Here is a 26,135-nt window from a genome sequence, read left to right as displayed (position 1 = left end):
TTGAGGGAACTCTTCAGCCGCTCGGTGGGAGGATTATCCGCTAATACCACTAAGGAGGATTATCATTATGCCTAAACACGGTAAAAAATACCGCGAGGTATCTCAGCTTGTAAACGCTGAAACCTTGTATGATCCGTCAGAAGCAATCGAGCTTGTTAAGAAAACAGCTCCTGCTAAATTCGATGAAACTGTAGATGTTGCAGTTCGTCTGGGTGTTGACCCAAGAAAACAAGATCAGGCTGTTCGTGGTGTTGTAGTACTTCCACACGGTACTGGTAAAACGAAACGCGTACTCGTTTTTGCTAAAGGCGACAAAGCGAAAGAGGCTGAAGCAGCTGGTGCAGATTTTGTTGGTGATGCTGACATGATCAACAAAATTCAACAAGGTTGGTTCGAATTTGACGTTTGCGTAGCTACTCCAGACATGATGAGCGAAGTTGGTAAACTGGGTCGTATCCTCGGGGGTAAAGGTTTAATGCCGAACCCTAAAGCAGGAACAGTTACTTTCGACGTTACCAAAGCTGTTCAGGAGATCAAAGCTGGTAAAATCGAATACCGTCTTGACAAAGCAGGACAAATTCATGCTCCACTTGGTAAAGTATCCTTCGATGCAGACAAGTTGAACGAAAACTTCAAAGCATTGGTTGATGCGCTTCTTAGAGCGAAACCAGCAGCAGCTAAAGGTGTTTACCTGAAGAACATTGCTGTATCTTCGACTATGGGCCCAAGCGTACGTGTGAACCTGTCAACCTTCAGATAAGTAGAAGCTTCCAGTTGACTTAGGTTGCTGGGCATGATACTCTATCAAAGGTCCCAAAAATGAATATGCAAACCGTAGACAGTAGGTGCCGCAAGGCTTAATTTCCTACCGAGGTGTTATGATATAGATAACGATTTCTTTGTACATCAGGGAAAAAGTGAACACATCATGCCTTCGTAGCGTCTACGAAGGCATTTCTTATTTTATAAGGAATGCTGATGCTCCTACTGTTTGCGATCTTGAAAGATAAATGTATAAAGAAGTGAGGTGTACTATGGCAAACGCGAAAATTCTTGCAGAGAAAGAACAAGCAGTAGCTGAAGTAACTGAGAAGTTTAAAGCTAGTGCTTCTACAATCATCGCAGACTACCGCGGTTTAAACGTAGCTCAAGTAACACAGTTGCGTAAAACCTTGCGCGAAGCTGGTATTGAATTCGTAGTTCTCAAGAACTCGTTGGCTAGACGCGCATCGGCAAATGCTGAGCTAAGCGCATTGGATGAATACCTAACAGGTCCAACTGCTATTGCTTTCAGCAAAGACGATCTAGTTGCTCCAGCGAAAATCTTGACTGATTTTGCGAAAAAGAATGATCAATTGAGCGTAAAAGGTGGCGTGGTCGAAGGCCGCGTAGTTGGATACGATCAAATCAAAGCACTTGCAGAACTTCCATCCAGAGATGGTCTTCTCTCCATGTTGCTTAGCGTTCTTCAAGCTCCAGTTCGTAACTTTGCACTTGCTGTTAAAGCAGTTGCTGAGAAAAAAGAAGCTGAAGGTCAAGCTTAATTTTGTTTTACAACAACAACCACAAAATATATGAAATGATAATGGAGGTTTAACCATGAGCACAAATGCAACGATCCTAGAAGCAATCAAAGGCATGACAATCTTGGAATTGAACGACCTGGTTAAAGCAATCGAAGAAGAGTTTGGCGTAACAGCAGCAGCTCCAGTAGCAGCTGGCGGTGGCGCAGCAGTAGCAGTTGAAGAAGCTCAAACTGAGTTTGACGTTATCTTGACAAGCGCTGGCGCTTCCAAAATCAACGTAATCAAAGTAGTTCGCGAAATCACAGGTCTTGGCCTGAAAGAAGCGAAAGACCTTGTTGACGGAGCTCCAAAAGCAGTTAAAGAAAAAGTTAGCCAAGAAGAAGCAGACGCTGTTAAAGCTAAGCTTACAGAAGCTGGCGCTTCCGTAGAAGTGAAGTAATTTCTTTTTCTTAAAAACCTCTTGAAGCTAGTCTTCAAGGGGTTTTTTTCAACCTAAGTTTTTACCCTTAGGAAAGCCTTAGGAACGCGCTCTGTTATTTGATTTTCCTATAGGTAAAAAAGAAGGAGGGAAGCTTATCGTGTCAGAGCACTATTATACACAGCGGCCCACTGTTAAACGTGATGTTCACACCATGCAAGAAGAGCTGCGGGGTAAGACGTATACGTTTCTGACGGATGCGGGTGTCTTTTCGAAAAAGGGTGTCGATTATGGAAGTAAGCACTTAATTGAAACGATGCAGCTGAAAGAAGATGCCAAAGTTCTGGATGTTGGTTGCGGCTATGGACCTATTGGACTTAGCGCGGCTGTAATGTGTCCGAAGGGACATGTGACAATGGTCGACATCAATGAAAGAGCGATTGAGCTTTCCTTGGATAATGCCAAGCGCAATGGCATTGCCAATGTGAGCATATTGCAAAGCGATCTGTTGGAACAAGTGAAGGAACAGCGTTTCGATGTTGTGCTGACCAATCCTCCAATTCGTGCCGGTAAAGAAGTGGTTCATCGCATTTTTACAGATGCTTATGATTGCTTGGTGGAGGGTGGGTCTATCTGGGTTGTTATTCAGAAGAAACAAGGTGCTCCTTCGGCAATGAGAAAGCTGGAATCTCTCTATCGTGAGGTTGTTGAGGTGTCCAAGGATAAGGGCTACAAAATTCTCAAAGCAACAAAGTAAGCTATCGAGGGCAACAGGCTGAAAGTCTTATCACTCAATCGTGGGAATTTGTTTGACTTGACTTTTTACATGTGGTATTATTAAAAAATGTCAGTATTAAGATGGGACACATGTCTTTAGTTAACAAAAATGTCAAGTACTTTTTTTTGTCCGAGATGAATAAAATTTGAATGTATAACGTATAATGTTTGAATTTTAGGAAACTCTAACAGGATGAGAAGAAATATTTGGAAAAGTTTCAGTGATTACAGAGAAAAACCTTCATCCATACAGTCGCTTATTCGGACGGGCTCCACTAACGGAGGCGTCCTGAGTGTACGTCGGTCGAAGTTTTTCTTCTTTCTTTTTATTTATTGAGTAGAGTTGAGGGGTGAATGAAAGTTGGCGGGACATCTTGTTCAATTTGGACGACGTAAACGCAGGACTTATGCACGAATTAATGAGGTGCTGGGCATTCCAAACCTGATTGAAATCCAGCAAAAATCGTATGAGTGGTTTTTGGAAGAAGGACTACGTGAGATGTTTCAGGATATCTCTCCGATTCAGGATTTTACAGGTAACCTAGTACTGGAGTTTATTGACTATAGCTTGGGTGATCCTAAGTATTCAGTTGATGAATCCAAAGAACGCGACGTAACCTATGCGGCGCCGTTAAGAGTCAAAGTCCGTTTGATTAATAAGGAAACCGGTGAGGTCAAAGAACAAGAAGTGTTCATGGGGGATTTCCCTATCATGACTGACACGGGAACGTTCATTATTAACGGTGCGGAGCGTGTAATCGTCTCCCAGCTCGTTCGTTCACCCAGTGTTTATTATAGCACGAAAGTGGATAAAAACGGCAAAAAAACTTACACCGCAACCGTTATTCCGAACCGTGGAGCTTGGTTAGAACTTGAGACGGATGCCAAAGATATCATCTATGTTCGGATCGATCGCACACGTAAAATTCCAGTTACTGTCTTGCTTCGTTCATTAGGTTTTGGCACAGATGCTGAGATCTTGGATTTGCTAGGCGATAACGAATACATCCGCAATACGCTCGATAAAGATAACACGGATTCTACGGAAAAAGCGTTAATCGAGATCTATGAGCGTCTTCGTCCGGGTGAGCCGCCTACGCTTGATAATGCAAGAAGCTTGATCGTTGCTCGTTTCTTCGATCCTAAGCGTTATGATCTTGCGAATGTAGGGCGCTACAAAATCAACAAAAAACTTCACATCAAAAATAGATTGTTCAATCAACGTTTGGCTGAAACATTGGTGGATTCCGAAACAGGAGAAATCATCGCAGAAGCTGGGCAATTGCTTGACCGTCGTGTACTGGATGAAATCCTTCCTTTTATCGAAAAAGGAGCAGGTTACCAAGAGTTCACGATTCCTAAAGGCGTAACAGGAGCGGATACAATTCCGGTTCAATGTATCAATGTATACTCGCCAACAGAAGAAGGTAAAATCGTTAAGGTTATTTCCAATGGTGTGATTGATAAAGCAGTCAAGAACATTACGCCTGCTGATATCATTTCATCCATTAACTATTTTATCAACTTGCTGCATGGTATCGGGAATACGGATGACATTGACCACTTGGGTAACCGTCGTCTGCGTTCCGTAGGTGAATTGCTGCAAAACCAATTCCGTATCGGTTTATCCCGTATGGAGCGTGTTGTTCGCGAGCGGATGTCGATTCAAGATGCGAACGTCATTACGCCGCAGGCTTTGATTAACATTCGACCAGTGATTGCGTCCATCAAAGAGTTCTTCGGTAGTTCCCAGCTTTCACAGTTTATGGACCAAACGAATCCCCTTGCTGAATTGACGCACAAAAGACGTCTGTCTGCACTCGGACCCGGCGGTTTAACGAGAGAGCGCGCAGGGATGGAAGTTCGTGACGTGCATCACTCTCACTATGGCCGTATGTGTCCTATTGAGACGCCTGAGGGACCGAACATTGGTTTGATCAACTCGTTGTCGACATTTGCCCGTATTAATGAGTATGGCTTCATTGAGGCTCCATATCGTTGGGTAGATCCGAAGACAGGTTTGGTAACCGATCAAATTGCATACCTGACTGCTGATGAAGAGGATAACTATGTTATCGCTCAAGCGAACGCAGAACTGACGGAAGAAAATAAATTCGTTGAAGATGCGATTATCGTTCGTTACAAGGATGATAACTTAACGCTACCGGTTGAACGTGTCGATTACATGGACGTTTCTCCGAAGCAAGTTGTTTCCGTTGCAACGGCGCTAATTCCGTTCCTCGAAAATGATGACTCCAACAGAGCGCTCATGGGATCCAACATGCAACGTCAAGCGGTACCTTTACTTATCCCTAAAGCACCTCTCGTAGGTACGGGGATGGAGCATAAGGTTGCTAAAGACTCAGGAGTATGTATTGTATCCAAATTTGATGGAATTATTGAGAAAGCTGCTGCCAACGAAATTTGGTTGCGTCGCCAAGAAATGGTGGATGGCAAATTAGTCAGTGGCAACATCGTCAAATATAAGCTTCACAAATTTATGCGTTCCAACCAAGGGACTTGTATCAATCAACGTCCGATTGTTAAAAAAGGACAATTGGTCAAGGCTGGCGAGATTCTTGCCGATGGACCATCGACAGAGCAAGGGGAATTGGCTCTTGGGCGTAACGTTGTCGTAGCTTTCATGACTTGGGAAGGCTACAACTACGAGGATGCTATTTTGCTTAGCCAAAAGCTTGTGAAGGAAGATGTGTATACTTCGATTCATATCGAGGAATACGAATCCGAAGCTCGTGATACGAAGCTTGGACCTGAAGAAATTACACGCGATATCCCGAACGTTGGGGAAGATGCACTGAAGAATCTTGATGAGCGCGGAATCATCCGTGTCGGTGCCGAAATCGGCGCAGGCGACATCCTTGTTGGTAAAGTAACGCCGAAAGGTGTGACGGAGCTAACAGCGGAAGAAAGATTGCTGCATGCGATCTTCGGAGAGAAAGCTCGTGAGGTTCGTGATACATCCCTTCGCGTACCGCATGGTACAGATGGTATTGTCGTAGACGTGAAAGTATTTACTCGTGAGAATGGCGATGAGCTGCCTCCAGGTGTCAACCAACTCGTACGTGTCTATATCGCGCAAAAACGGAAAATTTCCGAAGGCGATAAAATGGCCGGACGCCATGGTAACAAAGGGGTAGTAGCACGTATTCTTCCTGAAGAAGATATGCCTTTCCTGCCAGATGGTACGCCAGTTGAAGTTGTTCTGAATCCACTAGGGGTTCCTTCACGGATGAACATCGGTCAAGTGCTTGAAGTTCACTTGGGTATGGCTTCCAAATACCTTGGTATCCATGCTGCAACTCCGGTATTCGATGGAGCGCGTGAGTATGACGTGTTCGATGCGATGGAAGAAGCCGGCATGCAGCGCAGCGGTAAAACGATCCTGTACGATGGTCGTACGGGTGAGTCGTTCGAGCGTGAAGTTACCGTTGGCGTCATGTACATGATCAAATTGGCGCACATGGTTGATGATAAAATCCATGCCCGTTCAACAGGACCTTACTCCCTTGTTACTCAGCAGCCGCTGGGTGGTAAAGCGCAGTTCGGTGGACAACGTTTCGGGGAGATGGAGGTATGGGCGCTCGAGGCTTATGGAGCCGCTTATACACTGCAAGAAATCCTTACCGTGAAGTCAGATGACGTCGTAGGCCGTGTGAAAACATACGAGTCGATCGTCAAAGGTGAAAATGTTCCAGAACCAGGTGTTCCGGAATCCTTCAAAGTTTTGATCAAAGAGCTTCAAAGTTTGGGGATGGATGTCAAAATCCTGTCCGGCGATGAGGAAGAGATCGAAATGCGAGAAGCCGATGATGATGATGAAGTCACTAGCGATAAATTAAACCTAAACTTAGAGGGCTCTGAACTAGGAGTCAACGAATAAAGAACACCACAATAGATCGAGAACGATTCACTGCATAGTGGGTTTAAATTCTTAAAGGAGGGTTGCTCCTTGATGGACGTTAACAACTTCGAGTTTATGAAAATCGGCTTGGCATCACCCGATAAAATTCGCTCTTGGTCCCGTGGGGAAGTAAAGAAGCCGGAAACGATTAACTACAGAACCTTAAAGCCTGAGAAAGAAGGTCTTTTCTGCGAAAAGATCTTCGGGCCTACGAAAGATTGGGAATGTCATTGCGGTAAATACAAACGTGTTCGCTATAAAGGCGTCGTTTGTGACCGTTGCGGCGTTGAAGTAACACGCCAGAAGGTACGTCGTGAGCGCATGGGTCATATTGAACTTGCGGCTCCGGTATCGCACATTTGGTACTTCAAAGGTATCCCTAGCCGCATGGGGCTTGCGCTGGATATGTCTCCAAGATCCTTGGAGGAAATTATCTACTTCGCTTCCTATGTTGTCACGGATCCAGGCGATACGCCTTTGGAGAAAAAGCAGCTGCTTTCCGAGAAAGAATACCGCAGTTACCGTGAGAAGTACGGGTATGCTTTCCAAGCCGGTATGGGTGCTGAGGCCGTTAAGAAATTATTGGTCGACATCGATATCGAACGTGAAGTAGATACGCTTAAAGAAGAACTCAAAACAGCGCAAGGTCAACGCCGTAATCGTGCGATTAAGCGTTTGGAAGTTATGGAAGCTTTCCGTAACTCCAAAAACCTGCCTGGTTGGATGATTCTGGATGTACTTCCGGTTATCCCTCCTGAGCTTCGCCCGATGGTACAGCTCGACGGCGGTCGCTTCGCGACTTCCGACTTGAATGACTTGTACCGTCGTGTTATCAACCGTAACAACCGTCTCAAAAGATTGCTCGACCTAGGCGCTCCGGATATCATTGTTCAAAATGAGAAACGGATGCTTCAAGAAGCGGTCGATGCGCTTATTGATAACGGTCGTCGCGGCCGTCCTGTAACAGGACCTGGTAACCGTCCTTTGAAATCTCTCAGCCATATGCTGAAAGGTAAACAAGGCCGTTTCCGTCAAAACTTGCTCGGTAAACGTGTCGATTACTCCGGCCGTTCCGTTATCGTTGTAGGTCCTAACCTGAAGATGTACCAATGTGGTCTTCCGAAGGAAATGGCACTTGAATTGTTCAAGCCTTTCGTTATGAAAGAGCTTGTGAATAAAGGTTTGGCTCACAACATCAAGAGTGCGAAACGCAAAGTAGAGCGCGTAAGCCCGGATGTATGGGATGTTCTAGAAGAAGTCATCAAGGAGCACCCGGTTCTTCTGAACCGTGCCCCAACGCTGCATAGACTTGGTATTCAAGCTTTCGAACCGATTCTGGTTGAAGGCCGCGCCATTAAGCTTCATCCGCTCGTTTGTACAGCTTACAACGCTGACTTCGACGGTGACCAAATGGCCGTTCACGTACCGTTGTCCTCTGAAGCTCAAGCTGAAGCTCGTTTGCTGATGCTCGCATCAGGCAACATTTTGAATCCGAAAGACGGTAAGCCGGTTGTTACGCCTTCACAGGATATGGTTCTGGGAAGCTTCTATTTGACAACGGACAACAAATTCGCCAAAGGTGCAGGTTCTATTATCAGAACTGTTCACGAAGCTGTTTCTTCTTACCAATCGGGCAAAATGGCACTGCACGCACGGGTAGCTATTCCTGCTAGAGCATTGAACAAAACAAGTTTCTCTGAGAAACAGCAAAATGCTATTCTGATTACAACAATCGGAAAAGTTATTATGAATGAGATCTTCCCTAGCGACTTCCCTTTCATTAACGAACCAACCAAAACGAATTTGTTGAATGGTATCCCTGATGCTCACTTTGTTTTTGAAAAAGGTGCTGATCTTAGAGCCATTATGTTGGAACGCGAAGAGAACAAAGCGGTAGGTAAAGAATATCTCGGTTCGATTATTGCTGAGTGTTTCCGTAAATACCATACAACGCAAACTTCGATGATCCTTGATAAAATCAAAGAACTTGGATTCACGTATTCCACCAAAGCTGGTATTACCGTTGCTGTCTCTGACGTTGTTGTTCCAACTGAAAAAGTAGCGATCCTCAAAGATTGCGAAGAGAAAGTACGCGTAGTTACGAACCAATACCGTCGTGGTTTGATTACGGATGAAGAGCGTTATGACCGCGTTATTGCGATCTGGAGTAAAGCGAAGGATGAAATCACAGAAATCTTGATGAAATCCCTAGATAAATACAACTCCATTAGCATGATGGTTGAATCCAAGGCACGGGGTAACAAATCCCAGATTACTCAGCTTGGTGGTATGCGTGGTTTGATGGCGAATCCATCCGGTAAAATTATGGAGTTGCCAATTAAATCGAACTTCCGTGAAGGGTTAACGATCTTGGAGTACTTTATTTCCACGCACGGAGCGCGTAAAGGTCTTGCCGATACAGCACTTCGTACAGCGGATTCAGGGTATTTGACTCGTCGTCTGGTTGACGTTGCGCAAGATGTTATCGTTCGTGAAGATGATTGCGGAACTGACAAAGGCTTCATGGTTAGCAAAATTCAAGATGGTAAAGAGGTTATTGAAGATCTTTACGACCGTATTGAAGGACGTTATGCGTATGAAACTCTGCGTCATCCGAAAACAGGTGAAGTGATTGTTCAACGCAATGAACTGATTGAATCGGGAATTGCGGATACTATCATTGAAGCTGGAATCGAGAAATTGCAAATTCGTTCCGTTCTTAGCTGCCGCACCAATCATGGTGTTTGTAAGAAATGTTACGGTCGCAACTTGGCTACTGGCCAGTTTGTCGAAGTTGGGGAGGCAGTTGGTATTATCGCTGCACAATCCATCGGTGAGCCAGGAACACAATTGACGATGCGTACGTTCCATACCGGTGGTGTTGCCGGAGACGATATTACACAAGGTTTGCCGCGTATTCAAGAGCTCTTCGAAGCTCGGAATCCAAAAGGTCAAGCGATCATTTCCGAGATTGATGGTACCGTCAAAGAAATTCGCGAAGCCAAAGATCGTCGTGAAATTGAAGTTCAAGGCGAAGCGGAATCCAAAGTTTATGCTGTTCCTTACGGTTCACGTGTACGTGTTTCATTGAATCAACAAGTGGAAGCTGGAGACGAGTTGACTGACGGATCTATCGATCCTAAGGAAATGCTTCGCATCAAAGGTATCCGCGGCGTGCAGAACTACATTCTGCAAGAGGTTCAACGTGTTTATCGTAACCAAGGGGTAGAAATTAACGATAAGCATATCGAAGTCATGGTTCGTCAAATGTTGCGTAAAATTCGTATCGTTGACGCTGGAGATACAACGCTTCTTCCAGGTTCCTTCGTAGACATTCATGAATACGAAGCAGCTAACAAAGTCGCCTTGTTCGCAGGCAACGAGCCGGCTGTTGCAAGACCTATCTTGCTCGGTATTACCAAGGCGTCCCTTGAGACTGATTCCTTCCTGTCTGCAGCTTCCTTCCAAGAGACGACACGTGTCTTGACGGATGCAGCGATCAAAGGCAAGGTTGACCAATTGCTCGGTCTGAAGGAGAACGTTATTATCGGTAAACTCATCCCTGCAGGTACAGGTATGCCTCGTTACCGGAATATCCGTATCACGGATCCGAACGAAGTTGTCGTGCAAGATGAGGACCTCGAAAAAGAGACAGTTGCAGTCGAATAATGACGATATAAAAGAGAGAGGGATACTCACTTTATATGAAGTGAGTATTCCTTTTGATTTTTTAAGGTGAAACTATCAAGTTGTTTGAAGGAGTTAGAAGTTATTCCTTGACACTCCAAGTTCTAAGTGCTAATATATCGTAGTGTGCCTAAGTTGATATTCTTTCCTTTCTTTGTAGGGGGTGCCTTATGTCTTATGATAAAGTCAAACAGGCGAAGAATATAAGTGTAGGTACTAAGAAAGTCACGAAGATAGTTGAGCAAGACAAGGCTATCGAAGTATTTGTTTCCAAAGATGCAGATCCGCGATTGACGATAAAACTGGTGACTCTCTGTACGCAGAAGGGAATACCTGTAACCTACGTAGATTCTATGAAGATGCTAGGTAAAGCATGTGGAATTGAAGTTGGAGCTGCGGTAGCAGCTGTTGTAAATGAATAAACGCTAATGACGTTTTTGTTAGTGGGCTTAGCATACATAAGTTTTCATGACTTTTGCAGCTGTCCATGGCAAGGACTTTCTATTTGCTCATTTATGACTCGCCTGGATCTGTGGGCTTGCAAGAGAACATCATGTTATGAATGTAGGGAGGAGGTGGCGATATGCCAACAATTAACCAACTAGTACGTAAAGGTCGTCAAGCGAAGGTGGAAAAGTCTAAATCACCAGCTTTGCAAAAAGGTTTTAACGCTTTGAAAAGAGAAGCAACGGATTTGAGTGCACCTCAAAAACGTGGTGTCTGCACGCGTGTAGGTACTATGACTCCTAAGAAGCCTAACTCCGCACTTCGTAAATATGCACGTGTTCGTTTAACGAACCGCGTAGAGGTGACAGCTTATATTCCAGGTATCGGTCACAACCTGCAAGAACACAGTGTTGTATTGATCCGTGGAGGTAGAATTAAAGATCTTCCAGGGGTACGTTATCACATCGTGCGTGGCGCGCTGGATACTTCCGGTGTTAACAACCGTAAGCAATCCCGTTCCAAATACGGTACTAAACGTCCGAAAGTTAAAAAATAAGAGATAATAATCAGGGATGATTCTTATAAGAAAGGGGGATAACTATGCCTCGTAAAGGTCCAGTTACTCGCAGAGACGTATTGCCAGATCCAATTTATAATAGCAAACTCGTTACTCGTCTTATCAATCGTATTATGGTTGATGGAAAAAGAGGGGTAGCACAAACTATTCTTTACAACGCTTTTAACCTCGTGAAAGATCGTACAGGTAAAGAGCCGATGGAAGTGTTCGAAACAGCTATCAAAAACATCATGCCAGTACTAGAAGTTAAAGCTCGCCGTGTTGGTGGAGCAAACTATCAAGTGCCTATCGAAGTTAGACCTGACCGTCGTTCGACATTAGGTTTGCGTTGGTTGGTCAACTACTCCCGCCTACGCGGTGAGAAGACGATGGAAGAAAGATTAGCTTACGAAATTATCGATGCTAGCAACAGCACGGGTTCTTCCGTTAAAAAACGTGAAGATACACACAAAATGGCTGAAGCTAACAAAGCATTCGCTCATTATCGTTGGTAGAATAAGAAAACTAATTTCAGAAAGGAGACATAACGACCTATGGCTAGAGAGTTCTCCTTAAAAAACACACGTAATATCGGGATCATGGCTCATATCGATGCTGGTAAAACGACAACAACAGAGCGTATTCTTTACTACACTGGTAAAGTTCACAAAATCGGAGAAGTGCACGAAGGTGCTGCTACGATGGACTGGATGGAACAGGAACAAGAGCGCGGAATTACGATTACTTCCGCTGCTACGACTGCGCAATGGGAAGGTCACCGCATCAATATCATTGATACCCCGGGACACGTTGACTTTACTGTTGAGGTAGAGCGTTCCCTTCGTGTGTTGGATGGAGCAGTTGGTGTATTTAGTGCGAAAGAGGGCGTTGAGCCTCAATCGGAAACAGTTTGGAGACAAGCTGATAAATACAACGTTCCACGTATCGCTTACGTAAACAAAATGGATATCATCGGTGCAGACTTCTTGCAAGTTGTTGAATCCATGCGTCTAAAACTTGGTGCAAATGCAGTTGCTATCCAACTTCCGATCGGTGCTGAGAATGAATTCAAAGGTATCATCGATTTAGTTGAAGAAGTGGCGTATATGTACAAAGACGATCTTGGCAAGGATATCGAGAAAGTTGAAATTCCTGCTGAGTTCAAAGATCAAGTTGCAGAATTAAGATTGGAACTGATCGAGAAAGTTGCTGAGCTTGATGAAGAGCTTACAATGAAATATCTCGAAGGTGAAGAACTTACTGTTGATGAGATCAAAGGAGCTCTACGTAAAGGTGTCTGTGAAGTGAAAATCTTCCCAGTTATCGTAGGGTCTTCTTACAGAAACAAAGGTGTTCAATTGATGTTGGATGCAGTTATCAACTACCTGCCATCCCCACTTGATGTACCTGATATTAAAGGTGTACTTGACGATGGTACTGAAGTGATTCGTAAGTCTGCTGATGATCAACCGTTCTCAGCGCTTGCATTCAAAATCATGACAGATCCTTTCGTTGGTCGTCTTACCTTCTTCCGTGTATACTCTGGTACATTGAACTCCGGTTCCTATGTCGTTAACGCGACTAAAGGTAAACGTGAGCGTGTTGGTCGTATTCTGCAAATGCATGCGAACTCACGTCAAGAAATCAGCATCGTATACGCAGGTGATATTGCCGCGGCTGTTGGATTGAAAGATACAACAACTGGTGATACACTTTGTGATGAGAAGAACCCTGTTATTCTTGAGAAAATGGTCTTCCCTGAACCGGTTATCCAGCTTGCTGTTGAACCGAAAACGAAAGCCGACCAAGATAAAATGGGTATCGCATTGCAAAAACTTGCAGAAGAAGATCCTACGTTCCGTGCTTCTACTGATGAAGAAACAGGACAAACGATTATCGCGGGTATGGGTGAGCTTCACCTTGAGATCCTCGTTGACCGTATGCTTCGTGAATTCAAAGTAGAAACCAATGTAGGTAAACCTCAAGTAGCATACCGTGAAACATTCCGTGCTGCTGCTAAAGTTGAGGGTAAATTCGTTCGTCAATCCGGTGGTCGTGGTCAATACGGACATTGTTGGGTTGAGTTTGAACCTCAAGAAGCTGGCACTGGTTTCATCTTCGAGAACAAGGTAGTAGGGGGATCTATTCCTAGAGAATATATCGCACCTATTCAAGCTGGTATCGAAGAGTCCATGAAAAACGGTGTAATCGCAGGATTCCCGCTCGTGGATATCAAAGCTACTGTTGTTGATGGATCATACCATGATGTTGACTCCAATGAAATGGCGTTCAAAATTGCGGGATCCATGGCACTTAAAGCAGCAAAAGAAAAATGTAAACCGGTTCTTCTTGAGCCAATCATGAAGGTTGAAGTTACTGTACCAGAAGAGTACATGGGCGATGTTATGGGTGACCTTAACTCCCGTCGTGGACGTATCGAAGGTATGGACAGCCGTCATGGAGCACAAGTCATCCGTGCTAAGGTGCCTCTTTCCGAGATGTTTGGTTATTCCACAACACTTCGTTCGAGAACACAAGGCCGTGGTGTTTACTCCATGGAACTTTCGCATTATGAAGAAGTACCTAAGTCCATTGCAGAAGAAATTATTGCAAAAGGCAAAGGCGCTTAATATAAAACTAATAGTCACTCTAAGGAGGAATCGTTTAAAATGGCAAAGGCTAAATTTGAACGTAACAAACCGCATGTTAACATCGGTACTATCGGTCACGTCGACCATGGTAAAACAACTTTAACAGCTGCAATCACTACTGTATTGTCCAAAAGATACGGTGGAGCTGCAGTAGCATTCGACCAAATCGATAAAGCACCAGAAGAGCGCGAGCGCGGTATCACAATCTCCACAGCTCACGTTGAGTATGAAACACCTAATCGTCACTACGCACACGTTGACTGTCCTGGACATGCCGACTATGTTAAGAACATGATTACTGGTGCTGCTCAAATGGACGGAGCGATCCTGGTTGTATCCGCAGCTGACGGCCCTATGCCGCAAACGCGTGAGCACATCTTGCTTTCCCGTCAAGTAGGCGTACCTTACATCGTAGTATTCCTTAACAAATGTGATATGGTTGAAGACGAAGAGTTGCTTGAATTGGTTGAGATGGAAGTTCGCGACCTTCTTAACGAATATGAGTTCCCAGGCGATGATACTCCAATCATCCGTGGAGCAGCTCGTGAAGCTCTTCAAAACCCAGATGGTCCTTGGGCTGACAAAATCATCGAGTTGTTCGAGCAAGTTGATACTTACATCCCAACTCCTGAGCGTCAAACTGACAAGCCTTTCCTTATGCCAGTTGAGGATGTATTCTCAATCACTGGTCGTGGAACAGTTGCAACTGGTCGTGTTGAGCGTGGTACTGTTAAAGTACAAGAAGAAGTTGAAATCGTTGGTATAGCTGAAGAAACTCGTAAATGCATCGTAACTGGTGTAGAGATGTTCCGTAAATTGCTTGATTCCGCTCAAGCTGGAGACAACATCGGAGCATTGCTTCGTGGTGTTGACCGTAAAGATATCGAGCGTGGACAAGTTCTTGCGAAACCGGGTTCAGTTAAACCACACACGAACTTCACAGCTCAAATCTACGTTCTAACTAAAGAAGAGGGTGGCCGTCATAAGCCTTTCTTCACTGGTTACCGTCCACAGTTCTACTTCCGTACAACTGACGTAACGGGTATCATCTCCCTTCCAGAAGGTACTGAGATGGTTATGCCAGGTGATAACATCACAGTTACAGTTGAACTAATCAACCCAATCGCAATCGAAGAAGGAACACGCTTCGCGATTCGTGAAGGCGGACGTACAGTTGGTGCGGGCGCGGTTGCTACAATTCAAAAATAAGACCTTTTTATAGAAGAAACACTCATCGTTTTGGCGGTGAGTGTTTTTTTATGCGAATGCCTAAAAATAAGCTTGCAATTCGTTTTCAAATTTTATATAATATTAAACGTTGGTCTGTGACGTTGCGATGATGCGAAAGGTTGCCGACACACCTGGCCCCTTTGCCATGGGGAAGGCTGTTGGAGAATTTTCGCGGAGTATGTCCGATACTAAATTGGGCGATAGAAGGAGGGACTTATATGGCAAAGCAAAAAATTCGTATCCGTTTGAAAGCTTATGATCACAGAATCATTGATCAATCAGCTGAGAAAATCGTGGAAACTGCCAAGCGTTCCGGTGCAGGTGTATCCGGTCCGATTCCGCTTCCGACAGAGAAGCAAATCATCACGATTCTTCGTGCGGTACACAAGTACAAGGATTCGCGTGAGCAATTCGAAATGCGTACGCATAAGCGTCTAATCGATATTGTGAATCCAACACCACAAACAGTTGATGCTCTGATGCGTTTAGACTTACCGTCTGGCGTTGACATCGAGATCAAACTGTAAAACAACTATAGAATGAACGTTTAGGAAGGAAATGAGGTGTCAACGATGAAAGGTATCTTAGGAAAAAAACTTGGGATGACACAGTTGTTTACTCCGGAGGGCAATGTAGTTCCGGTAACTGTCATTCAAGCGGGACCATGTGTGGTACTGCAAAAGAAAGATGTGGACAACGACGGTTATGAGTCGATCCAAATCGGTTTTGATGATGTGAAAGCTAGCAGAATCATTAAACCAGAGCTTGGCCATGCGAAAAAAGCAGGGGCAACGCCTAAGCGCTACGTTAAAGAAATTCGTGGCATTCAGTTGGGTGACTATGAAGTTGGTCAAGAACTGAAAGCAGATCTGTTTACAGAGGGCGAATTCGTTGATGTAACGGGTACTTCCAAAGGTAAAGGTTTCCAAGGTAACATCAAAAGACATAACCAATCCACGGGCCCTATGGCACACGGATCACGTTATCACCGCGGACCAGGTTCGATGGGTTCCATTCAAGCAAACCGCGTTCCTAAAGGTAAGAAATTGCCAGGGCACATGGGTAACGAAACAGTAACTTTGCAAAATTTGCAAATCATTAAAGTAGATGCTGAGCGTAATGTATTGCTAGTTAAAGGTTCCATTCCGGGTCCTAAAAACAGCTACGTTAGCGTGAAGTCTGCTGTTAAAAAGTAAGAAAGGAGGAAGACAGATGCCAAAAGTAGCTTTATATAATGTAACAGGTGCTCAGGTAGGAGAAGTTGAACTGTCTGACGTTGTTTTCGGAATTGAACCTCACGTTCACGCGATTCACGAAGCTGTTCTCTTGCAACAAGCGGCTGTGCGTCAAGGAACACACAAAACAAAAGGTCGTTCAGAAGTACGCGGCGGCGGTCGTAAACCTTGGAAACAAAAAGGAACAGGCCGTGCTCGTCAAGGTAGTATTCGTGCTCCACAGTGGAAAGGCGGCGGTACCGTATTCGGACCAACTCCTCGTAGCTATGGTTTCAAATTGCCAAGAAAAGTTCGTCGTTTAGCGATCAAATCCGCTTTGTCCTCGAAACTTATCGATAACAACTTGATCGTACTGGATCAACTTGAATTGAATGCTCCTAAGACGAAAGACTTCGTAGCAATCTTGAACAACCTGAAAGTAGATCGTAAAGTATTGGTTGTAGGCGTTGCTAACGACTCCAACGTTGCTTTATCTGCTCGCAACATCCCAGGCGTGAAATTCGTTGCTGCTAATGGTGTGAATGTTCTTGATGTCATGTTATATGACAAATTGATCATTACACAAGAAGCTGTACAGAAAGTTGAGGAGGTGCTTGCACAATGAAAAATCCACGCGACATTATCAAGCGCCCGATCATCACTGAGCGTACAAGCGACCTAATGGCTAATAAAAAGTATGTTTTTGAAGTGGATCTTCGCGCTAACAAAACAGAAATTAAACAAGCTATCGAAGCTATCTTCAAAGTGAAAGTTACTAATGTAAACACATTGAGAATGCCAGCTAAGCCTAAACGTTACGGCAAACACTCCGGCTACACTTCCATCTGGAAAAAAGCTATCGTGTCCCTAAGCGCAGAAAGCAAAGAATTGGAATTCTTTGAATCGGTATAACCCATTTCTTAAAGTTAGGAGGAAATCAGAGTGCCAATTAAAAAATATAAACCAACCTCACCAGCACGACGTGCGATGTCGGTTTCTACTTTTGAAGAAATCACAACATCAACACCGGAGAAATCGTTGCTTGCTCCTCTGTTCAAGCATGCTGGTCGTAATAACCAAGGTAAAATTACGGTTCGTCACCACGGTGGTGGACATAAGCGTAAATACCGTATTATCGACTTCAAACGTAATAAAGATGGAATACCAGGACGCGTTGCTACAGTTGAGTACGATCCTAACCGTTCCGCAAACATCGCATTGATCCATTATGCAGATGGCGAGAAAAGATACATCATCGCTCCTAAAGGTCTTAAAGTGGACGATCGCATCGTATCTGGACCGCAATCCGACATTAAAGTAGGTAACGCTCTTCCATTGGAAAACATTCCAGTTGGTACAGTTATCCACAACATTGAGTTGAAACCTGGTAAAGGTGCACAATTAGTGCGCGCAGCTGGTACAGAAGCTCAATTGCTTGGTAAAGAAGAAACTTACGTAACGATTCGCCTTTCATCTGGTGAAGTTCGTAAAGTCCTTAAAGTTTGCCGCGCAACAATCGGTTCTGTTGGTAACGAAGATCACGAACTCGTGAAAATCGGTAAAGCAGGACGTAATCGTTGGAAAGGCAATCGTCCACAAGTTCGTGGGGTCGTAATGAACCCGAATGATCACCCACACGGTGGTGGTGAAGGACGTGCACCAATCGGACGTAAATCACCTATGTCTCCATGGGGTAAACCGACGCTTGGTTTCAAAACTCGTAAAAAAGGTAAAGCATCCGATAAATACATTGTACGTCGCCGTACGAAGTAATATGAATTCTCTTAAGGTTCAAGGAAGGGAGGAACACCCATGGGTCGCAGCTTAAAGAAAGGTCCATTTATTGATGGATACTTACTGAAAAAAGTAGAAGACTTGAACACTTCCAGTAAAAAACTGGTTATCAAAACGTGGTCCCGTCGTTCTACGATTTACCCGCAATTCGTTGGTCACACTTTCGGAGTGTACGATGGAAGAAAACACGTGCCTGTTTATGTAACGGAAGATATGGTTGGACATAAGCTTGGTGAATTTGCTCCAACACGTACTTACAAAGGTCACGACGACGATAAGAAAACCGGAAAACGTTAATTTCATTTTTAACCGAGAGGAGGTACTACCATGCAAGCTAAAGCAATATTGAACCACGCTCGGATTGCTCCTCGTAAAGCAAAGCTAGTTGTTGACTTGATTCGGGGAAAAGCGGTAGGTGAAGCGATCGCAATTCTGCGTCATACGCCTAAAGCAGCTTCTCCAATTCTGGAGAAATTACTTAATTCCGCAATTGCCAATGCAGAGCATAACTATTCATTGGATCTTAATAAATTAGTGGTTTCTGAGACGTATGTTAACCAAGGGCCAACAATGAAAAGGTTCCAACAACGTGCAATGGGCCGCGCTAGCGCGATCAAAAAACGTACCAGCCACATTACAATCGTGGTATCTGAAAAATAAGGAGGGATAACGTGTGGGTCAGAAAGTAAACCCGGTAGGCTTTAGAATTGGTATTATTCGTGATTGGGAATCCAAATGGTTCGCAGAGAAAGATTTCGGAACTCTGTTGCTTGAAGATGTCAAAATCCGCGAATACTTGAAGAATAAACTTAAAGATTCCGCAGTTTCCCGTTTCGATATCGAGCGCGCGGCTAACCGTGTGAACGTTACGATTCATACTGCAAAACCAGGAATGGTTATTGGTAAAGGCGGAGCTGAAGTTGAAGTTATTCGCAACTACATCGCTGCAATGTCCAATAAAAAAGTTCACATCAACATTTCTGAAATCAAAAGCCCTGACCTTGATGCTATTCTCGTAGCTGAAGCTGTTGCACTTCAATTGGAACGTCGTGTTTCTTTCCGTCGTGCGATGAAACAAGCTATGCAAAGAACAATGAGATCCGGAGCTAAAGGTATTAAAGTAGCAACTAGCGGACGTCTTGGCGGTGCTGAGATTGCTCGTACGGAAGGATATAGCGAAGGAACTGTTCCACTTCATACGCTTCGTGCGGATATCGACTATGGTACTGCTGAAGCAGCCACTACTTATGGACGTATCGGTGTAAAAGTATGGATTTATCGTGGAGAAGTACTTCCGCCAGCTAAGAAAAAGGCTCAGCCGGAAGGAGGAATTTAAATCATGTTAGTACCTAAACGTGTAAAACACCGTAAAGAACACCGCGGTAGCATGAAGGGTCGCGCTAAAGGCGGTACGGAAGTAGCTTTTGGCGAATATGGTCTGCAAGCGGTAGAACCGGCTTGGGTATCCAACCGTCAAATCGAAGCAGCTCGTATTGCCATGACACGTTACATCAAACGTGGCGGTAAAGTTTGGATTAAAATCTTCCCAGCTAAACCAGTTACACAAAAACCGCTTGAAGTTCGTATGGGTAGTGGTAAAGGTAACGTGGAAAAATGGGTTGCTGTAGTAAAACCGGGTAAAATTTTGTTTGAACTTGCTGGTGTAAGTGAAGAGGTCGCTCGTGAAGCGATGCGTCTTGCTGCTCACAAGCTTCCAATCAAAACGAAATTCGTGAAAAGAGAAGAAGTAGGCGGTGAAGCAAATGAAGGGTAGTGAATTCCGGAACTTAACCACTGCTGAAATTGAGCAAAAAGTTAATGGTTTTAAAGAAGAACTCTTTAACCTCCGTTTTCAACTAGCTACTGGTCAATTGGACAACCCGACTCAAATTCGTGATTTGCGTAAAGAGATCGCTCGTGCCAAGACTATTTTGCGTGAAAGAGAATTGGGGATTGGGTAACCAAATCTAGAAGGGAGGGTTCCTTAGATGGCTGAACGTAACGATCGTAAAGTCCTGATCGGTAAAGTTGTCAGTGATAAAATGGATAAAACCATTGTTGTTGCTGTTGAAACTTACAAAAAACATGATCTCTATCACAAGAGAATCAAACACACGAAAAAGTTTAAAGCACATGATGAAAACAACCAAGCTAAAATTGGTGACACTGTGAAAATCAGTGAAACTAGACCATTGTCCAAAGATAAAAGCTGGAGACTGGTTGAAGTAATTGAAGTTGCAGTTGTTATCTAATATTATAGACATGAACCTCGAAAGGAGGGAATACGATGATTCAACCATTTACTCGTTTGGCTGTCGCTGACAACTCAGGTGCGAAACAATTAATGTGTATCCGCGTTTTGGGTGGTACTGGTCGTCGCGTTGGTCACATTGGTGATTTGATCGTCTGTTCAGTAAAAGAAGCAACACCAGGTGGCGTTGTCAAAAAAGGTGACGTTGTTAAAGCAGTTATCGTTCGTACGAAGAGCGGAGCTCGTCGTAAAGACGGTTCATATATCTCATTCGATGAGAATGCGGCTGTTATCGTGAAAGAAGATAAAAGCCCACGTGGTACACGTATCTTTGGACCAGTTGCGCGCGAACTTCGTGACAGAGACTTCATGAAGATCGTATCCTTGGCTCCAGAAGTTATCTAAGAACAGTTACGATGTTTGTTTTCCTAACGGGAAACCTCAGGAGGTGTAGAAGCTAATGCCAAGAACAAAAAAGAGATTAGAATCTCATAACAATAAACTGCACGTGAAAAAGGACGATACGGTTTTTGTGATCACGGGTAAAGACAAAGGTAAAAAGGGTCGCGTTATCGCTGCTTATCCTCGTCAAAACCGTGTACTAGTTGAAGGTGTAAACATGGTTAAGAAACATGCGAAACCATCCCAACAAAACCCACAAGGCGGTATCTTGAATCAAGAAGCTGCGATCCACGTTTCTAACGTGATGCTGATTGATCCTAAGAGCGGCAAACCTACTCGCGTAGGTTACAAAGTATTGGATAACGGAACGAAAGTTCGTATCGCGAAAAAATCCGGCGAAGTTATCGATTAATACAAACAAGCATGGAAAGGAGGCCAATGAGTCATGGCAGTAAGAATGAAAGATCGTTATTTGAACGAAATTACTCCAGCGTTAATCCAAAAGTTTAACTACTCAACAGTAATGCAAGTTCCTAAAGTCGAGAAAATCGTTATCAACATGGGTGTTGGTGAAGCTGTTTCGAACTCCAAAGTTCTTGATACTGCAGTAGAAGATCTTCAAAAAATCGCTGGTCAAAAGCCAGTTGTAACTAAATCCAAAAAAGCAATCGCGGGTTTCAAACTTCGTGAGAATATGCCAATCGGCGTGAAAGTAACTCTTCGCGGCGAGCGCATGTATCATTTCTTGGATAAACTCTTCAACGTATCACTTCCACGTGTACGTGACTTCCGTGGTATTTCCAACAAGGCTTTTGATGGCCGTGGAAACTACACACTAGGATTGAAAGAACAACTCATTTTCCCTGAAATTGAGTATGATAAAATTGATAAAGTTCGTGGTATGGATATTGTTATCGTAACGACGGCTAAGTCTGACGAGGAAGCTCGCGAGCTTTTAACACAACTCGGAGCGCCATTCGTAAAATAGGTCACCAGTCGTACCTATCAGGAGGTGTTATATTAAGTGGCAAAAACTTCGATGAAAGTCAAACAGCAACGTACCCCGAAGTTTAAAGTGCAAGCATACACACGTTGTGAGCGCTGCGGACGTCCGCATTCAGTGCTTCGCAAGTTCAAAATTTGTCGGATTTGTTTCCGCGAATTAGCACATAAAGGTCAGATTCCTGGCGTTAAAAAAGCAAGCTGGTAATCACCCTATTTTCGGGAAGGAGGTTTACACAAAATGGTCATGTCAGATCCAATTGCAGATATGCTAACTCGCATTCGTAATGCGAATATCGTACGTCATGAAACAGTTGAAATTCCCGCGTCAAAAGTGAAGAGGGAAATCGCTGAAATCCTTAAAAAAGAAGGATTTATCCGTGATGCTGAGTACGTTGAAGATAGCAAACAAGGTATCATCCGTTTGTTCCTGAAATATGGTTCAAACAATGAGCGTGTTATCTCTGGTTTGAAAAGAATTAGTAAACCAGGTCTACGCGTTTATACAAAATCACAAGAAGTCCCTCGTGTATTGGGCGGATTAGGGATTGCCATCATCTCCACATCTAAAGGAGTTATGACGGATAAAGATGCTCGTCAATCCAAAGCTGGCGGAGAGGTTATCTGCTACGTTTGGTAATACAATTGTAATTGAATGGAGGTGCAAACATGTCTCGTATTGGTCGTAAGCCAATCACCATTCCAAGTGGTGTAAATGTAACACTAGACAATACTCAAATTACGGTAAAAGGCCCTAAAGGTTCTTTATCCCGTGAACTTCATAAAGATATGAAAGTAAATGTTCTAGAAAACGAGATTTCCGTTGAGCGTCCTTCCGATAACAAACTCCACCGTTCCCTGCATGGTACAACACGTAGTGTTGTTGCCAACATGGTAAGTGGCGTAACGGAAGGCTTCACGAAATCTTTGGATCTAGTAGGCGTAGGTTACCGTGCAAACAAAAGCGGTGACAAACTAGTTCTCAACGTGGGTTACTCCCATCCTGTTGAAATCACTCCTGAGAACGGTATTGAATTCGATGTTCCAACGAACACGAAAATTATCGTTAAAGGTATCGATAAAGAATTAGTTGGTGCAATGGCAGCTAAAGTTCGTTCCGTACGTGAACCAGAGCCGTATAAAGGTAAAGGGATCAAGTATGAAGGCGAGCGCATCCTTCGTAAAGAAGGTAAAGCTGGTAAGAAGAAATAAGATCGTAAGATCGCGAGTAATAGCTAAAAGTTCTCTCAAGAGAGCTTGCTACGTAAGCATAAGCCTCGCATCATAAGATGATGAAAGGAGTGTAAGTATAGATGATTACTAAAAGCGATAAAAACAAAGCACGTTTGAAAAGACACCTTCGTGTTCGCAAGAAAATTGAAGGTACAACTGTTCGTCCGCGCTTAAACATTTTCCGTTCTTCCAAACACATGTACGCTCAATTGATCGATGATACAACGGGTGTAACAATCGTTGCAGCTTCGACTCAAGATAAAGATCTGAAAAGTGATATTGGTAACGGTGGTAACGTAGAAGCTGCTCGTAAAGTTGGCGCATTAATCGCTGAGCGCGCGAAAGCTAAAGGTTTTGACAAAGTGGTTTTTGACCGCGGTGGATACCTTTATCATGGACGTGTTCAAGCATTAGCTGACGCAGCTCGTGAAGCTGGACTAGAATTCTAGGAAAAACATATATAAGGAGGTAAAAGACTTGCGTGTAGATCCTAATACTTTAGAGCTAACAGAAAAAGTCGTTAATATTAATCGCGTAGCTAAAGTAGTAAAAGGCGGACGTCGTTTCAGCTTCAGCGCACTTGTTGTCGTTGGCGATGGCAATGGCTGGGTTGGCGCAGGAATCGGTAAAGCTTCCGAAGTTCCTGATGCAATCCGCAAAGGCATTGAAGATGCGAAAAAGAACTTGATTCATGTTCCTATCGTAGGCACTTCGATTCCTCACCTTGTAACTGGTAAGTTTGGCGCAGGACGCGTCCTGTTGAAACCAGCTTCCCAAGGTACTGGAGTTATCGCAGGCGGACCAGTTCGTGCAGTACTTGAACTTGCTGGTATCGGCGATATCTTGACAAAATCCCTGGGTTCATCGAACTCCATGAACATGGTTAACGCAACGCTTGAAGGCTTGAGCCGCTTGAAAAAAGCGGAAGAAGTTGCAAAGCTTCGTGGCAAAACAGTTCAAGAGCTATTAGGTTAGGAGGGGTAAACATGGCGAAACAATTACAAATTACCCTAAAACGCAGCCTGATTGGCCGCCCTGAGACACAACGCGTTACTGTGAAAACACTTGGTCTGCGCAAGCTGCACCAAACTGTTCTTCATCAAGATAATGCTGCAATCAGAGGCATGGTTAATCAAGTTAGCCATTTGGTAGAAGTTAAAGAAATCGAAGCATAGTAACACATATTAAGATTTAGAGGAGGTGTGCAACGATGAAGTTACATGAGCTAAGTTCTGCTATTGGTTCCCGTAAAGCTCGCAAGCGTGTTGGACGTGGTACTAGTAGCGGCATGGGTAAAACATCAACTCGCGGACACAAAGGTCAAAACGCACGTTCCGGTGGAGGCGTTCGTCCTGGTTTCGAGGGTGGACAAAACCCGTTATACCGTCGTTTACCTAAACGTGGTTTCACGAATCGTTTCCGTACGGAATACGCAATCGTGAACCTTGAAGATTTGAACAATTTCGCAGCTGGTACTGAAGTTACTCCAGAAGTTCTAATGGAGGCTGGTATTGTTAAAGCTCCTAAAGACGGCATCAAGATTTTAGGAAACGGTGAAATCACAGTAAAATTAACCGTTAAAGCGAATAAGTTCTCTCAATCAGCGATTGAGAAAATCCAAGCTGTCGGCGGTCAAACCGAGGTGATTTAATGTTCAGTACCATAGCCAACATCTTCAAGGTAGAAGATTTACGGAGAAGAATTCTATTCACGCTCATTTTGCTTATCGTCTACCGCTTAGGCGCGTTCATTCCGGTGCCGAACATTAACACTGATGTTCTGAAACTTCAAGACCAAGCGAATCAGAGCGATGTCTTTGGTTTGCTTAACACGTTTTCCGGCGGTGCGCTCTTCCAATTCTCCATCTTCGCGATGGGAATTATGCCTTACATTACAGCTTCTATCATCGTTCAGCTTTTGTCCATGGATGTTATCCCGCGCTTCACGCAGTGGGCAAAAGAGGGTGATGTCGGAAGAAAGAAGATGACACAGGTTACTCGGTACGGTACGATTGTGCTAGGTGTGATTCAAGCTTTCGGTCTTTCCATTGGGTTTAACCGCCTTTACAGCGGACTCGTGATTGATCCGGGCTTCACTACTTTTGCCATGATTGCTATTATACTGACAGCTGGAACAGCTTTCTTGATGTGGCTTGGTGAGCAAATCACGGAGTATGGGATTGGCAACGGTATTTCCATTATCATCTTTGCAGGTATCGTCGCGGCGATTCCTACAAGCATACAGCAAATCTATAAATCACTGTTTGCGACCGAAGGAGCTTTGTTCCTGAATATCGTGAAACTGATCATTATTGCCTTGGTTGTCATACTGATTATTGCCGGCGTCATATTCGTTCAACAGGGTGTTCGCAAGATACCTGTACAATATGCCAAACGCGTAGTTGGTCGTAAAATGTATGGTGGTCAAACCACGCACATTCCACTTAAAGTGAATGCTGCTGGCGTAATCCCAGTCATCTTCGCCTTATCGTTGTTGATGTTTCCCCCTACCATTGCTAGTTACTGGAGAGGAAATGTCGTTGCAGAGTGGATCATTAATAACTTGAGTATTAACCAAACTGCACCACTAGCGATTGTCTTGTATGTACTGTTGATTATTGGGTTCACTTACTTTTATACCTTCGTTCAAATTAATCCAGTTCAAATGGCTGATCAGATGAAGAAAAATGGTGGCTATATTCCTGGTATTAGACCTGGTAAGACAACTTCTGTTTATCTGACTCGTGTAATGACTAGAATTACTCTTTCTGGAGCTCTGTTTCTCTCAGCAATCTCGATCCTTCCGATGTTATTCGGAGGACTTGCAGGTTTGCCTAGTTCGGTTCGGATTGGTGGTACATCTTTACTTATCGTAGTAGGCGTTGGTCTTGAGACGATGAAACAAATCGAGAGCCAATTGATTAAGCGGCATTACAAAGGGTTCATCAATAAATAGCTAATAGGTTCTGATGGGGCAAGTTATGCGACATCGGCACCTATTGTGCTGTTCGTAATGCCGAGTGCGA

The 26,135-nt window shown here is 44.0% G+C and carries 33 protein-coding genes and 1 other annotated feature; all 33 genes read left to right on the top strand.

Translation table 11 applies throughout. From position 1 onward, the window contains the following. Window positions 1-67: 67 nt before the first annotated feature. The 33 genes from rplA (at window position 68) to secY (ending at window position 26,065) form a co-directional block, all read left to right on the top strand. Window positions 68-760, top strand: a complete 693-nt coding sequence (gene rplA, locus LOZ80_RS29160) for a 50S ribosomal protein L1 (protein WP_238167903.1) — start codon at window positions 68-70, stop codon at window positions 758-760. Window positions 761-814: 54 nt separating this feature from the next. Further along, window positions 815-969, top strand: a sequence feature (ribosomal protein L10 leader region). Between the two features lie 65 nt (window positions 970-1,034). After that, window positions 1,035-1,544 (top strand): 50S ribosomal protein L10, encoded by a 510-nt coding sequence (gene rplJ, locus LOZ80_RS29155; RefSeq protein ID WP_238167902.1) that lies wholly within the window; start codon window positions 1,035-1,037, stop codon window positions 1,542-1,544. Between the two features lie 55 nt (window positions 1,545-1,599). Further along, the gene (gene rplL, locus LOZ80_RS29150; protein ID WP_057313458.1) at window positions 1,600-1,965 is read left to right on the top strand and encodes a 50S ribosomal protein L7/L12; all 366 of its coding nucleotides are present in this window, start codon (window positions 1,600-1,602) and stop codon (window positions 1,963-1,965) included. Window positions 1,966-2,104: 139 nt separating this feature from the next. Then, window positions 2,105-2,701 carry a class I SAM-dependent methyltransferase gene (locus LOZ80_RS29145; protein WP_238167900.1) on the top strand — a complete coding sequence of 199 codons (597 nt, stop codon included), beginning with the start codon at window positions 2,105-2,107 and terminating at the stop codon, window positions 2,699-2,701. Window positions 2,702-3,082: 381 nt separating this feature from the next. Continuing rightward, window positions 3,083-6,622 carry a DNA-directed RNA polymerase subunit beta gene (rpoB, locus tag LOZ80_RS29140; RefSeq protein ID WP_238167899.1) on the top strand — a complete coding sequence of 1,180 codons (3,540 nt, stop codon included), beginning with the start codon at window positions 3,083-3,085 and terminating at the stop codon, window positions 6,620-6,622. 69 nt (window positions 6,623-6,691) lie between these two features. After that, window positions 6,692-10,312, top strand: a complete 3,621-nt coding sequence (gene rpoC, locus LOZ80_RS29135) for a DNA-directed RNA polymerase subunit beta' (RefSeq protein WP_283214713.1) — start codon at window positions 6,692-6,694, stop codon at window positions 10,310-10,312. Between the two features lie 188 nt (window positions 10,313-10,500). Continuing rightward, a complete protein-coding gene (locus tag LOZ80_RS29130; protein ID WP_189018536.1) occupies window positions 10,501-10,752 on the top strand; it encodes a ribosomal L7Ae/L30e/S12e/Gadd45 family protein in 252 nt (83 codons plus the stop codon). Window positions 10,753-10,913: 161 nt separating this feature from the next. Next, window positions 10,914-11,333 (top strand): 30S ribosomal protein S12, encoded by a 420-nt coding sequence (gene rpsL, locus LOZ80_RS29125; protein WP_189018538.1) that lies wholly within the window; start codon window positions 10,914-10,916, stop codon window positions 11,331-11,333. A 44-nt stretch (window positions 11,334-11,377) separates the two neighbouring features. Continuing rightward, window positions 11,378-11,848, top strand: coding sequence for a 30S ribosomal protein S7 (gene rpsG / locus LOZ80_RS29120; RefSeq protein WP_189018540.1), 471 nt, complete (start codon window positions 11,378-11,380; stop codon window positions 11,846-11,848). A 39-nt stretch (window positions 11,849-11,887) separates the two neighbouring features. Next, entirely contained in the window at window positions 11,888-13,963 is a 2,076-nt protein-coding gene (fusA, locus tag LOZ80_RS29115; RefSeq protein WP_173226637.1) for an elongation factor G, read from the top strand. Window positions 13,964-14,002: 39 nt separating this feature from the next. Then, window positions 14,003-15,193, top strand: a complete 1,191-nt coding sequence (gene tuf / locus LOZ80_RS29110) for an elongation factor Tu (RefSeq protein WP_028557497.1) — start codon at window positions 14,003-14,005, stop codon at window positions 15,191-15,193. A gap of 239 nt (window positions 15,194-15,432) precedes the next feature. Then, window positions 15,433-15,741, top strand: coding sequence for a 30S ribosomal protein S10 (gene rpsJ / locus LOZ80_RS29105; protein WP_028557496.1), 309 nt, complete (start codon window positions 15,433-15,435; stop codon window positions 15,739-15,741). Window positions 15,742-15,786: 45 nt separating this feature from the next. Next, window positions 15,787-16,410: a 50S ribosomal protein L3 gene (gene rplC, locus LOZ80_RS29100; RefSeq protein WP_029196463.1), complete on the top strand. Its 624-nt coding sequence runs from the start codon at window positions 15,787-15,789 to the stop codon at window positions 16,408-16,410. A gap of 16 nt (window positions 16,411-16,426) precedes the next feature. Then, a complete protein-coding gene (gene rplD, locus LOZ80_RS29095; RefSeq protein ID WP_189018544.1) occupies window positions 16,427-17,053 on the top strand; it encodes a 50S ribosomal protein L4 in 627 nt (208 codons plus the stop codon). Beyond that, complete coding sequence (gene rplW, locus LOZ80_RS29090) at window positions 17,050-17,340, top strand: 50S ribosomal protein L23 (protein ID WP_028557493.1); 291 nt, start codon at window positions 17,050-17,052, stop codon at window positions 17,338-17,340. Before rplD ends, rplW begins: the two co-directional genes overlap by 4 nt. 30 nt (window positions 17,341-17,370) lie before the next feature. Beyond that, on the top strand, window positions 17,371-18,201 hold the full coding sequence (gene rplB / locus LOZ80_RS29085) for a 50S ribosomal protein L2 (RefSeq protein WP_161407566.1): 831 nt from the start codon (window positions 17,371-17,373) through the stop codon (window positions 18,199-18,201). 39 nt (window positions 18,202-18,240) lie between these two features. Beyond that, complete coding sequence (rpsS, locus tag LOZ80_RS29080; protein ID WP_029196461.1) at window positions 18,241-18,519, top strand: 30S ribosomal protein S19; 279 nt, start codon at window positions 18,241-18,243, stop codon at window positions 18,517-18,519. A 30-nt stretch (window positions 18,520-18,549) separates the two neighbouring features. Beyond that, window positions 18,550-18,882: a 50S ribosomal protein L22 gene (gene rplV, locus LOZ80_RS29075; protein ID WP_047683189.1), complete on the top strand. Its 333-nt coding sequence runs from the start codon at window positions 18,550-18,552 to the stop codon at window positions 18,880-18,882. A gap of 13 nt (window positions 18,883-18,895) precedes the next feature. Beyond that, window positions 18,896-19,558 (top strand): 30S ribosomal protein S3, encoded by a 663-nt coding sequence (gene rpsC, locus LOZ80_RS29070; RefSeq protein ID WP_079418013.1) that lies wholly within the window; start codon window positions 18,896-18,898, stop codon window positions 19,556-19,558. A 3-nt stretch (window positions 19,559-19,561) separates the two neighbouring features. Then, entirely contained in the window at window positions 19,562-19,996 is a 435-nt protein-coding gene (gene rplP, locus LOZ80_RS29065; RefSeq protein WP_161407565.1) for a 50S ribosomal protein L16, read from the top strand. Beyond that, window positions 19,986-20,183 (top strand): 50S ribosomal protein L29, encoded by a 198-nt coding sequence (rpmC, locus tag LOZ80_RS29060; protein ID WP_028557487.1) that lies wholly within the window; start codon window positions 19,986-19,988, stop codon window positions 20,181-20,183. Before rplP ends, rpmC begins: the two co-directional genes overlap by 11 nt. A gap of 27 nt (window positions 20,184-20,210) precedes the next feature. Then, window positions 20,211-20,474: a 30S ribosomal protein S17 gene (gene rpsQ / locus LOZ80_RS29055; protein WP_079418009.1), complete on the top strand. Its 264-nt coding sequence runs from the start codon at window positions 20,211-20,213 to the stop codon at window positions 20,472-20,474. Window positions 20,475-20,509: 35 nt separating this feature from the next. Beyond that, entirely contained in the window at window positions 20,510-20,878 is a 369-nt protein-coding gene (rplN, locus tag LOZ80_RS29050; RefSeq protein ID WP_028557485.1) for a 50S ribosomal protein L14, read from the top strand. 55 nt (window positions 20,879-20,933) lie between these two features. Beyond that, entirely contained in the window at window positions 20,934-21,287 is a 354-nt protein-coding gene (gene rplX, locus LOZ80_RS29045; RefSeq protein ID WP_209856245.1) for a 50S ribosomal protein L24, read from the top strand. 33 nt (window positions 21,288-21,320) lie between these two features. Further along, window positions 21,321-21,863, top strand: coding sequence for a 50S ribosomal protein L5 (gene rplE, locus LOZ80_RS29040; RefSeq protein WP_079418003.1), 543 nt, complete (start codon window positions 21,321-21,323; stop codon window positions 21,861-21,863). A 36-nt stretch (window positions 21,864-21,899) separates the two neighbouring features. After that, window positions 21,900-22,085: a type Z 30S ribosomal protein S14 gene (locus tag LOZ80_RS29035; RefSeq protein WP_029196455.1), complete on the top strand. Its 186-nt coding sequence runs from the start codon at window positions 21,900-21,902 to the stop codon at window positions 22,083-22,085. Between the two features lie 33 nt (window positions 22,086-22,118). Beyond that, window positions 22,119-22,517: a 30S ribosomal protein S8 gene (gene rpsH, locus LOZ80_RS29030; RefSeq protein WP_056834171.1), complete on the top strand. Its 399-nt coding sequence runs from the start codon at window positions 22,119-22,121 to the stop codon at window positions 22,515-22,517. A 29-nt stretch (window positions 22,518-22,546) separates the two neighbouring features. Beyond that, a complete protein-coding gene (gene rplF / locus LOZ80_RS29025) occupies window positions 22,547-23,089 on the top strand; it encodes a 50S ribosomal protein L6 (RefSeq protein WP_047683181.1) in 543 nt (180 codons plus the stop codon). Between the two features lie 101 nt (window positions 23,090-23,190). Beyond that, window positions 23,191-23,559, top strand: a complete 369-nt coding sequence (gene rplR, locus LOZ80_RS29020; protein WP_238167897.1) for a 50S ribosomal protein L18 — start codon at window positions 23,191-23,193, stop codon at window positions 23,557-23,559. 28 nt (window positions 23,560-23,587) lie between these two features. Further along, window positions 23,588-24,085 (top strand): 30S ribosomal protein S5, encoded by a 498-nt coding sequence (gene rpsE, locus LOZ80_RS29015; protein ID WP_029196451.1) that lies wholly within the window; start codon window positions 23,588-23,590, stop codon window positions 24,083-24,085. Between the two features lie 11 nt (window positions 24,086-24,096). Beyond that, window positions 24,097-24,285: a 50S ribosomal protein L30 gene (gene rpmD, locus LOZ80_RS29010; RefSeq protein WP_079417994.1), complete on the top strand. Its 189-nt coding sequence runs from the start codon at window positions 24,097-24,099 to the stop codon at window positions 24,283-24,285. A 35-nt stretch (window positions 24,286-24,320) separates the two neighbouring features. Next, window positions 24,321-24,761 (top strand): 50S ribosomal protein L15, encoded by a 441-nt coding sequence (gene rplO / locus LOZ80_RS29005; RefSeq protein ID WP_238167896.1) that lies wholly within the window; start codon window positions 24,321-24,323, stop codon window positions 24,759-24,761. After that, window positions 24,761-26,065: a preprotein translocase subunit SecY gene (gene secY / locus LOZ80_RS29000; RefSeq protein WP_238167895.1), complete on the top strand. Its 1,305-nt coding sequence runs from the start codon at window positions 24,761-24,763 to the stop codon at window positions 26,063-26,065. Before rplO ends, secY begins: the two co-directional genes overlap by 1 nt. Window positions 26,066-26,135 lie beyond the last annotated feature (70 nt).

The sequence above is a fragment of the Paenibacillus sp. HWE-109 genome, assembly GCF_022163125.1.
GTDB lineage: Bacteria > Bacillota > Bacilli > Paenibacillales > NBRC-103111 > Paenibacillus_E.
The sequence above is the reverse complement of the archived record's forward strand: the minus strand, read 5'-3'. Positions and strand labels throughout refer to the sequence as shown.

Coding starts and splice junctions, on each gene's coding strand:
- rplA (WP_238167903.1), top strand. CDS start 68: ATGCCTAAACACGGTAAAAAATACCGCGAGGTATCTCAGCTTGTAAAC.
- rplJ (WP_238167902.1), top strand. CDS start 1,035: ATGGCAAACGCGAAAATTCTTGCAGAGAAAGAACAAGCAGTAGCTGAA.
- rplL (WP_057313458.1), top strand. CDS start 1,600: ATGAGCACAAATGCAACGATCCTAGAAGCAATCAAAGGCATGACAATC.
- LOZ80_RS29130 (WP_189018536.1), top strand. CDS start 10,501: ATGTCTTATGATAAAGTCAAACAGGCGAAGAATATAAGTGTAGGTACT.
- rpsL (WP_189018538.1), top strand. CDS start 10,914: ATGCCAACAATTAACCAACTAGTACGTAAAGGTCGTCAAGCGAAGGTG.
- rpsG (WP_189018540.1), top strand. CDS start 11,378: ATGCCTCGTAAAGGTCCAGTTACTCGCAGAGACGTATTGCCAGATCCA.
- fusA (WP_173226637.1), top strand. CDS start 11,888: ATGGCTAGAGAGTTCTCCTTAAAAAACACACGTAATATCGGGATCATG.
- tuf (WP_028557497.1), top strand. CDS start 14,003: ATGGCAAAGGCTAAATTTGAACGTAACAAACCGCATGTTAACATCGGT.
- rpsJ (WP_028557496.1), top strand. CDS start 15,433: ATGGCAAAGCAAAAAATTCGTATCCGTTTGAAAGCTTATGATCACAGA.
- rplC (WP_029196463.1), top strand. CDS start 15,787: ATGAAAGGTATCTTAGGAAAAAAACTTGGGATGACACAGTTGTTTACT.
- rplD (WP_189018544.1), top strand. CDS start 16,427: ATGCCAAAAGTAGCTTTATATAATGTAACAGGTGCTCAGGTAGGAGAA.
- rplW (WP_028557493.1), top strand. CDS start 17,050: ATGAAAAATCCACGCGACATTATCAAGCGCCCGATCATCACTGAGCGT.
- rpsS (WP_029196461.1), top strand. CDS start 18,241: ATGGGTCGCAGCTTAAAGAAAGGTCCATTTATTGATGGATACTTACTG.
- rplV (WP_047683189.1), top strand. CDS start 18,550: ATGCAAGCTAAAGCAATATTGAACCACGCTCGGATTGCTCCTCGTAAA.
- rplP (WP_161407565.1), top strand. CDS start 19,562: ATGTTAGTACCTAAACGTGTAAAACACCGTAAAGAACACCGCGGTAGC.
- rpmC (WP_028557487.1), top strand. CDS start 19,986: ATGAAGGGTAGTGAATTCCGGAACTTAACCACTGCTGAAATTGAGCAA.
- rpsQ (WP_079418009.1), top strand. CDS start 20,211: ATGGCTGAACGTAACGATCGTAAAGTCCTGATCGGTAAAGTTGTCAGT.
- rplN (WP_028557485.1), top strand. CDS start 20,510: ATGATTCAACCATTTACTCGTTTGGCTGTCGCTGACAACTCAGGTGCG.
- rplX (WP_209856245.1), top strand. CDS start 20,934: ATGCCAAGAACAAAAAAGAGATTAGAATCTCATAACAATAAACTGCAC.
- rplE (WP_079418003.1), top strand. CDS start 21,321: ATGGCAGTAAGAATGAAAGATCGTTATTTGAACGAAATTACTCCAGCG.
- rpsH (WP_056834171.1), top strand. CDS start 22,119: ATGGTCATGTCAGATCCAATTGCAGATATGCTAACTCGCATTCGTAAT.
- rplF (WP_047683181.1), top strand. CDS start 22,547: ATGTCTCGTATTGGTCGTAAGCCAATCACCATTCCAAGTGGTGTAAAT.
- rplR (WP_238167897.1), top strand. CDS start 23,191: ATGATTACTAAAAGCGATAAAAACAAAGCACGTTTGAAAAGACACCTT.
- rpmD (WP_079417994.1), top strand. CDS start 24,097: ATGGCGAAACAATTACAAATTACCCTAAAACGCAGCCTGATTGGCCGC.
- rplO (WP_238167896.1), top strand. CDS start 24,321: ATGAAGTTACATGAGCTAAGTTCTGCTATTGGTTCCCGTAAAGCTCGC.
- secY (WP_238167895.1), top strand. CDS start 24,761: ATGTTCAGTACCATAGCCAACATCTTCAAGGTAGAAGATTTACGGAGA.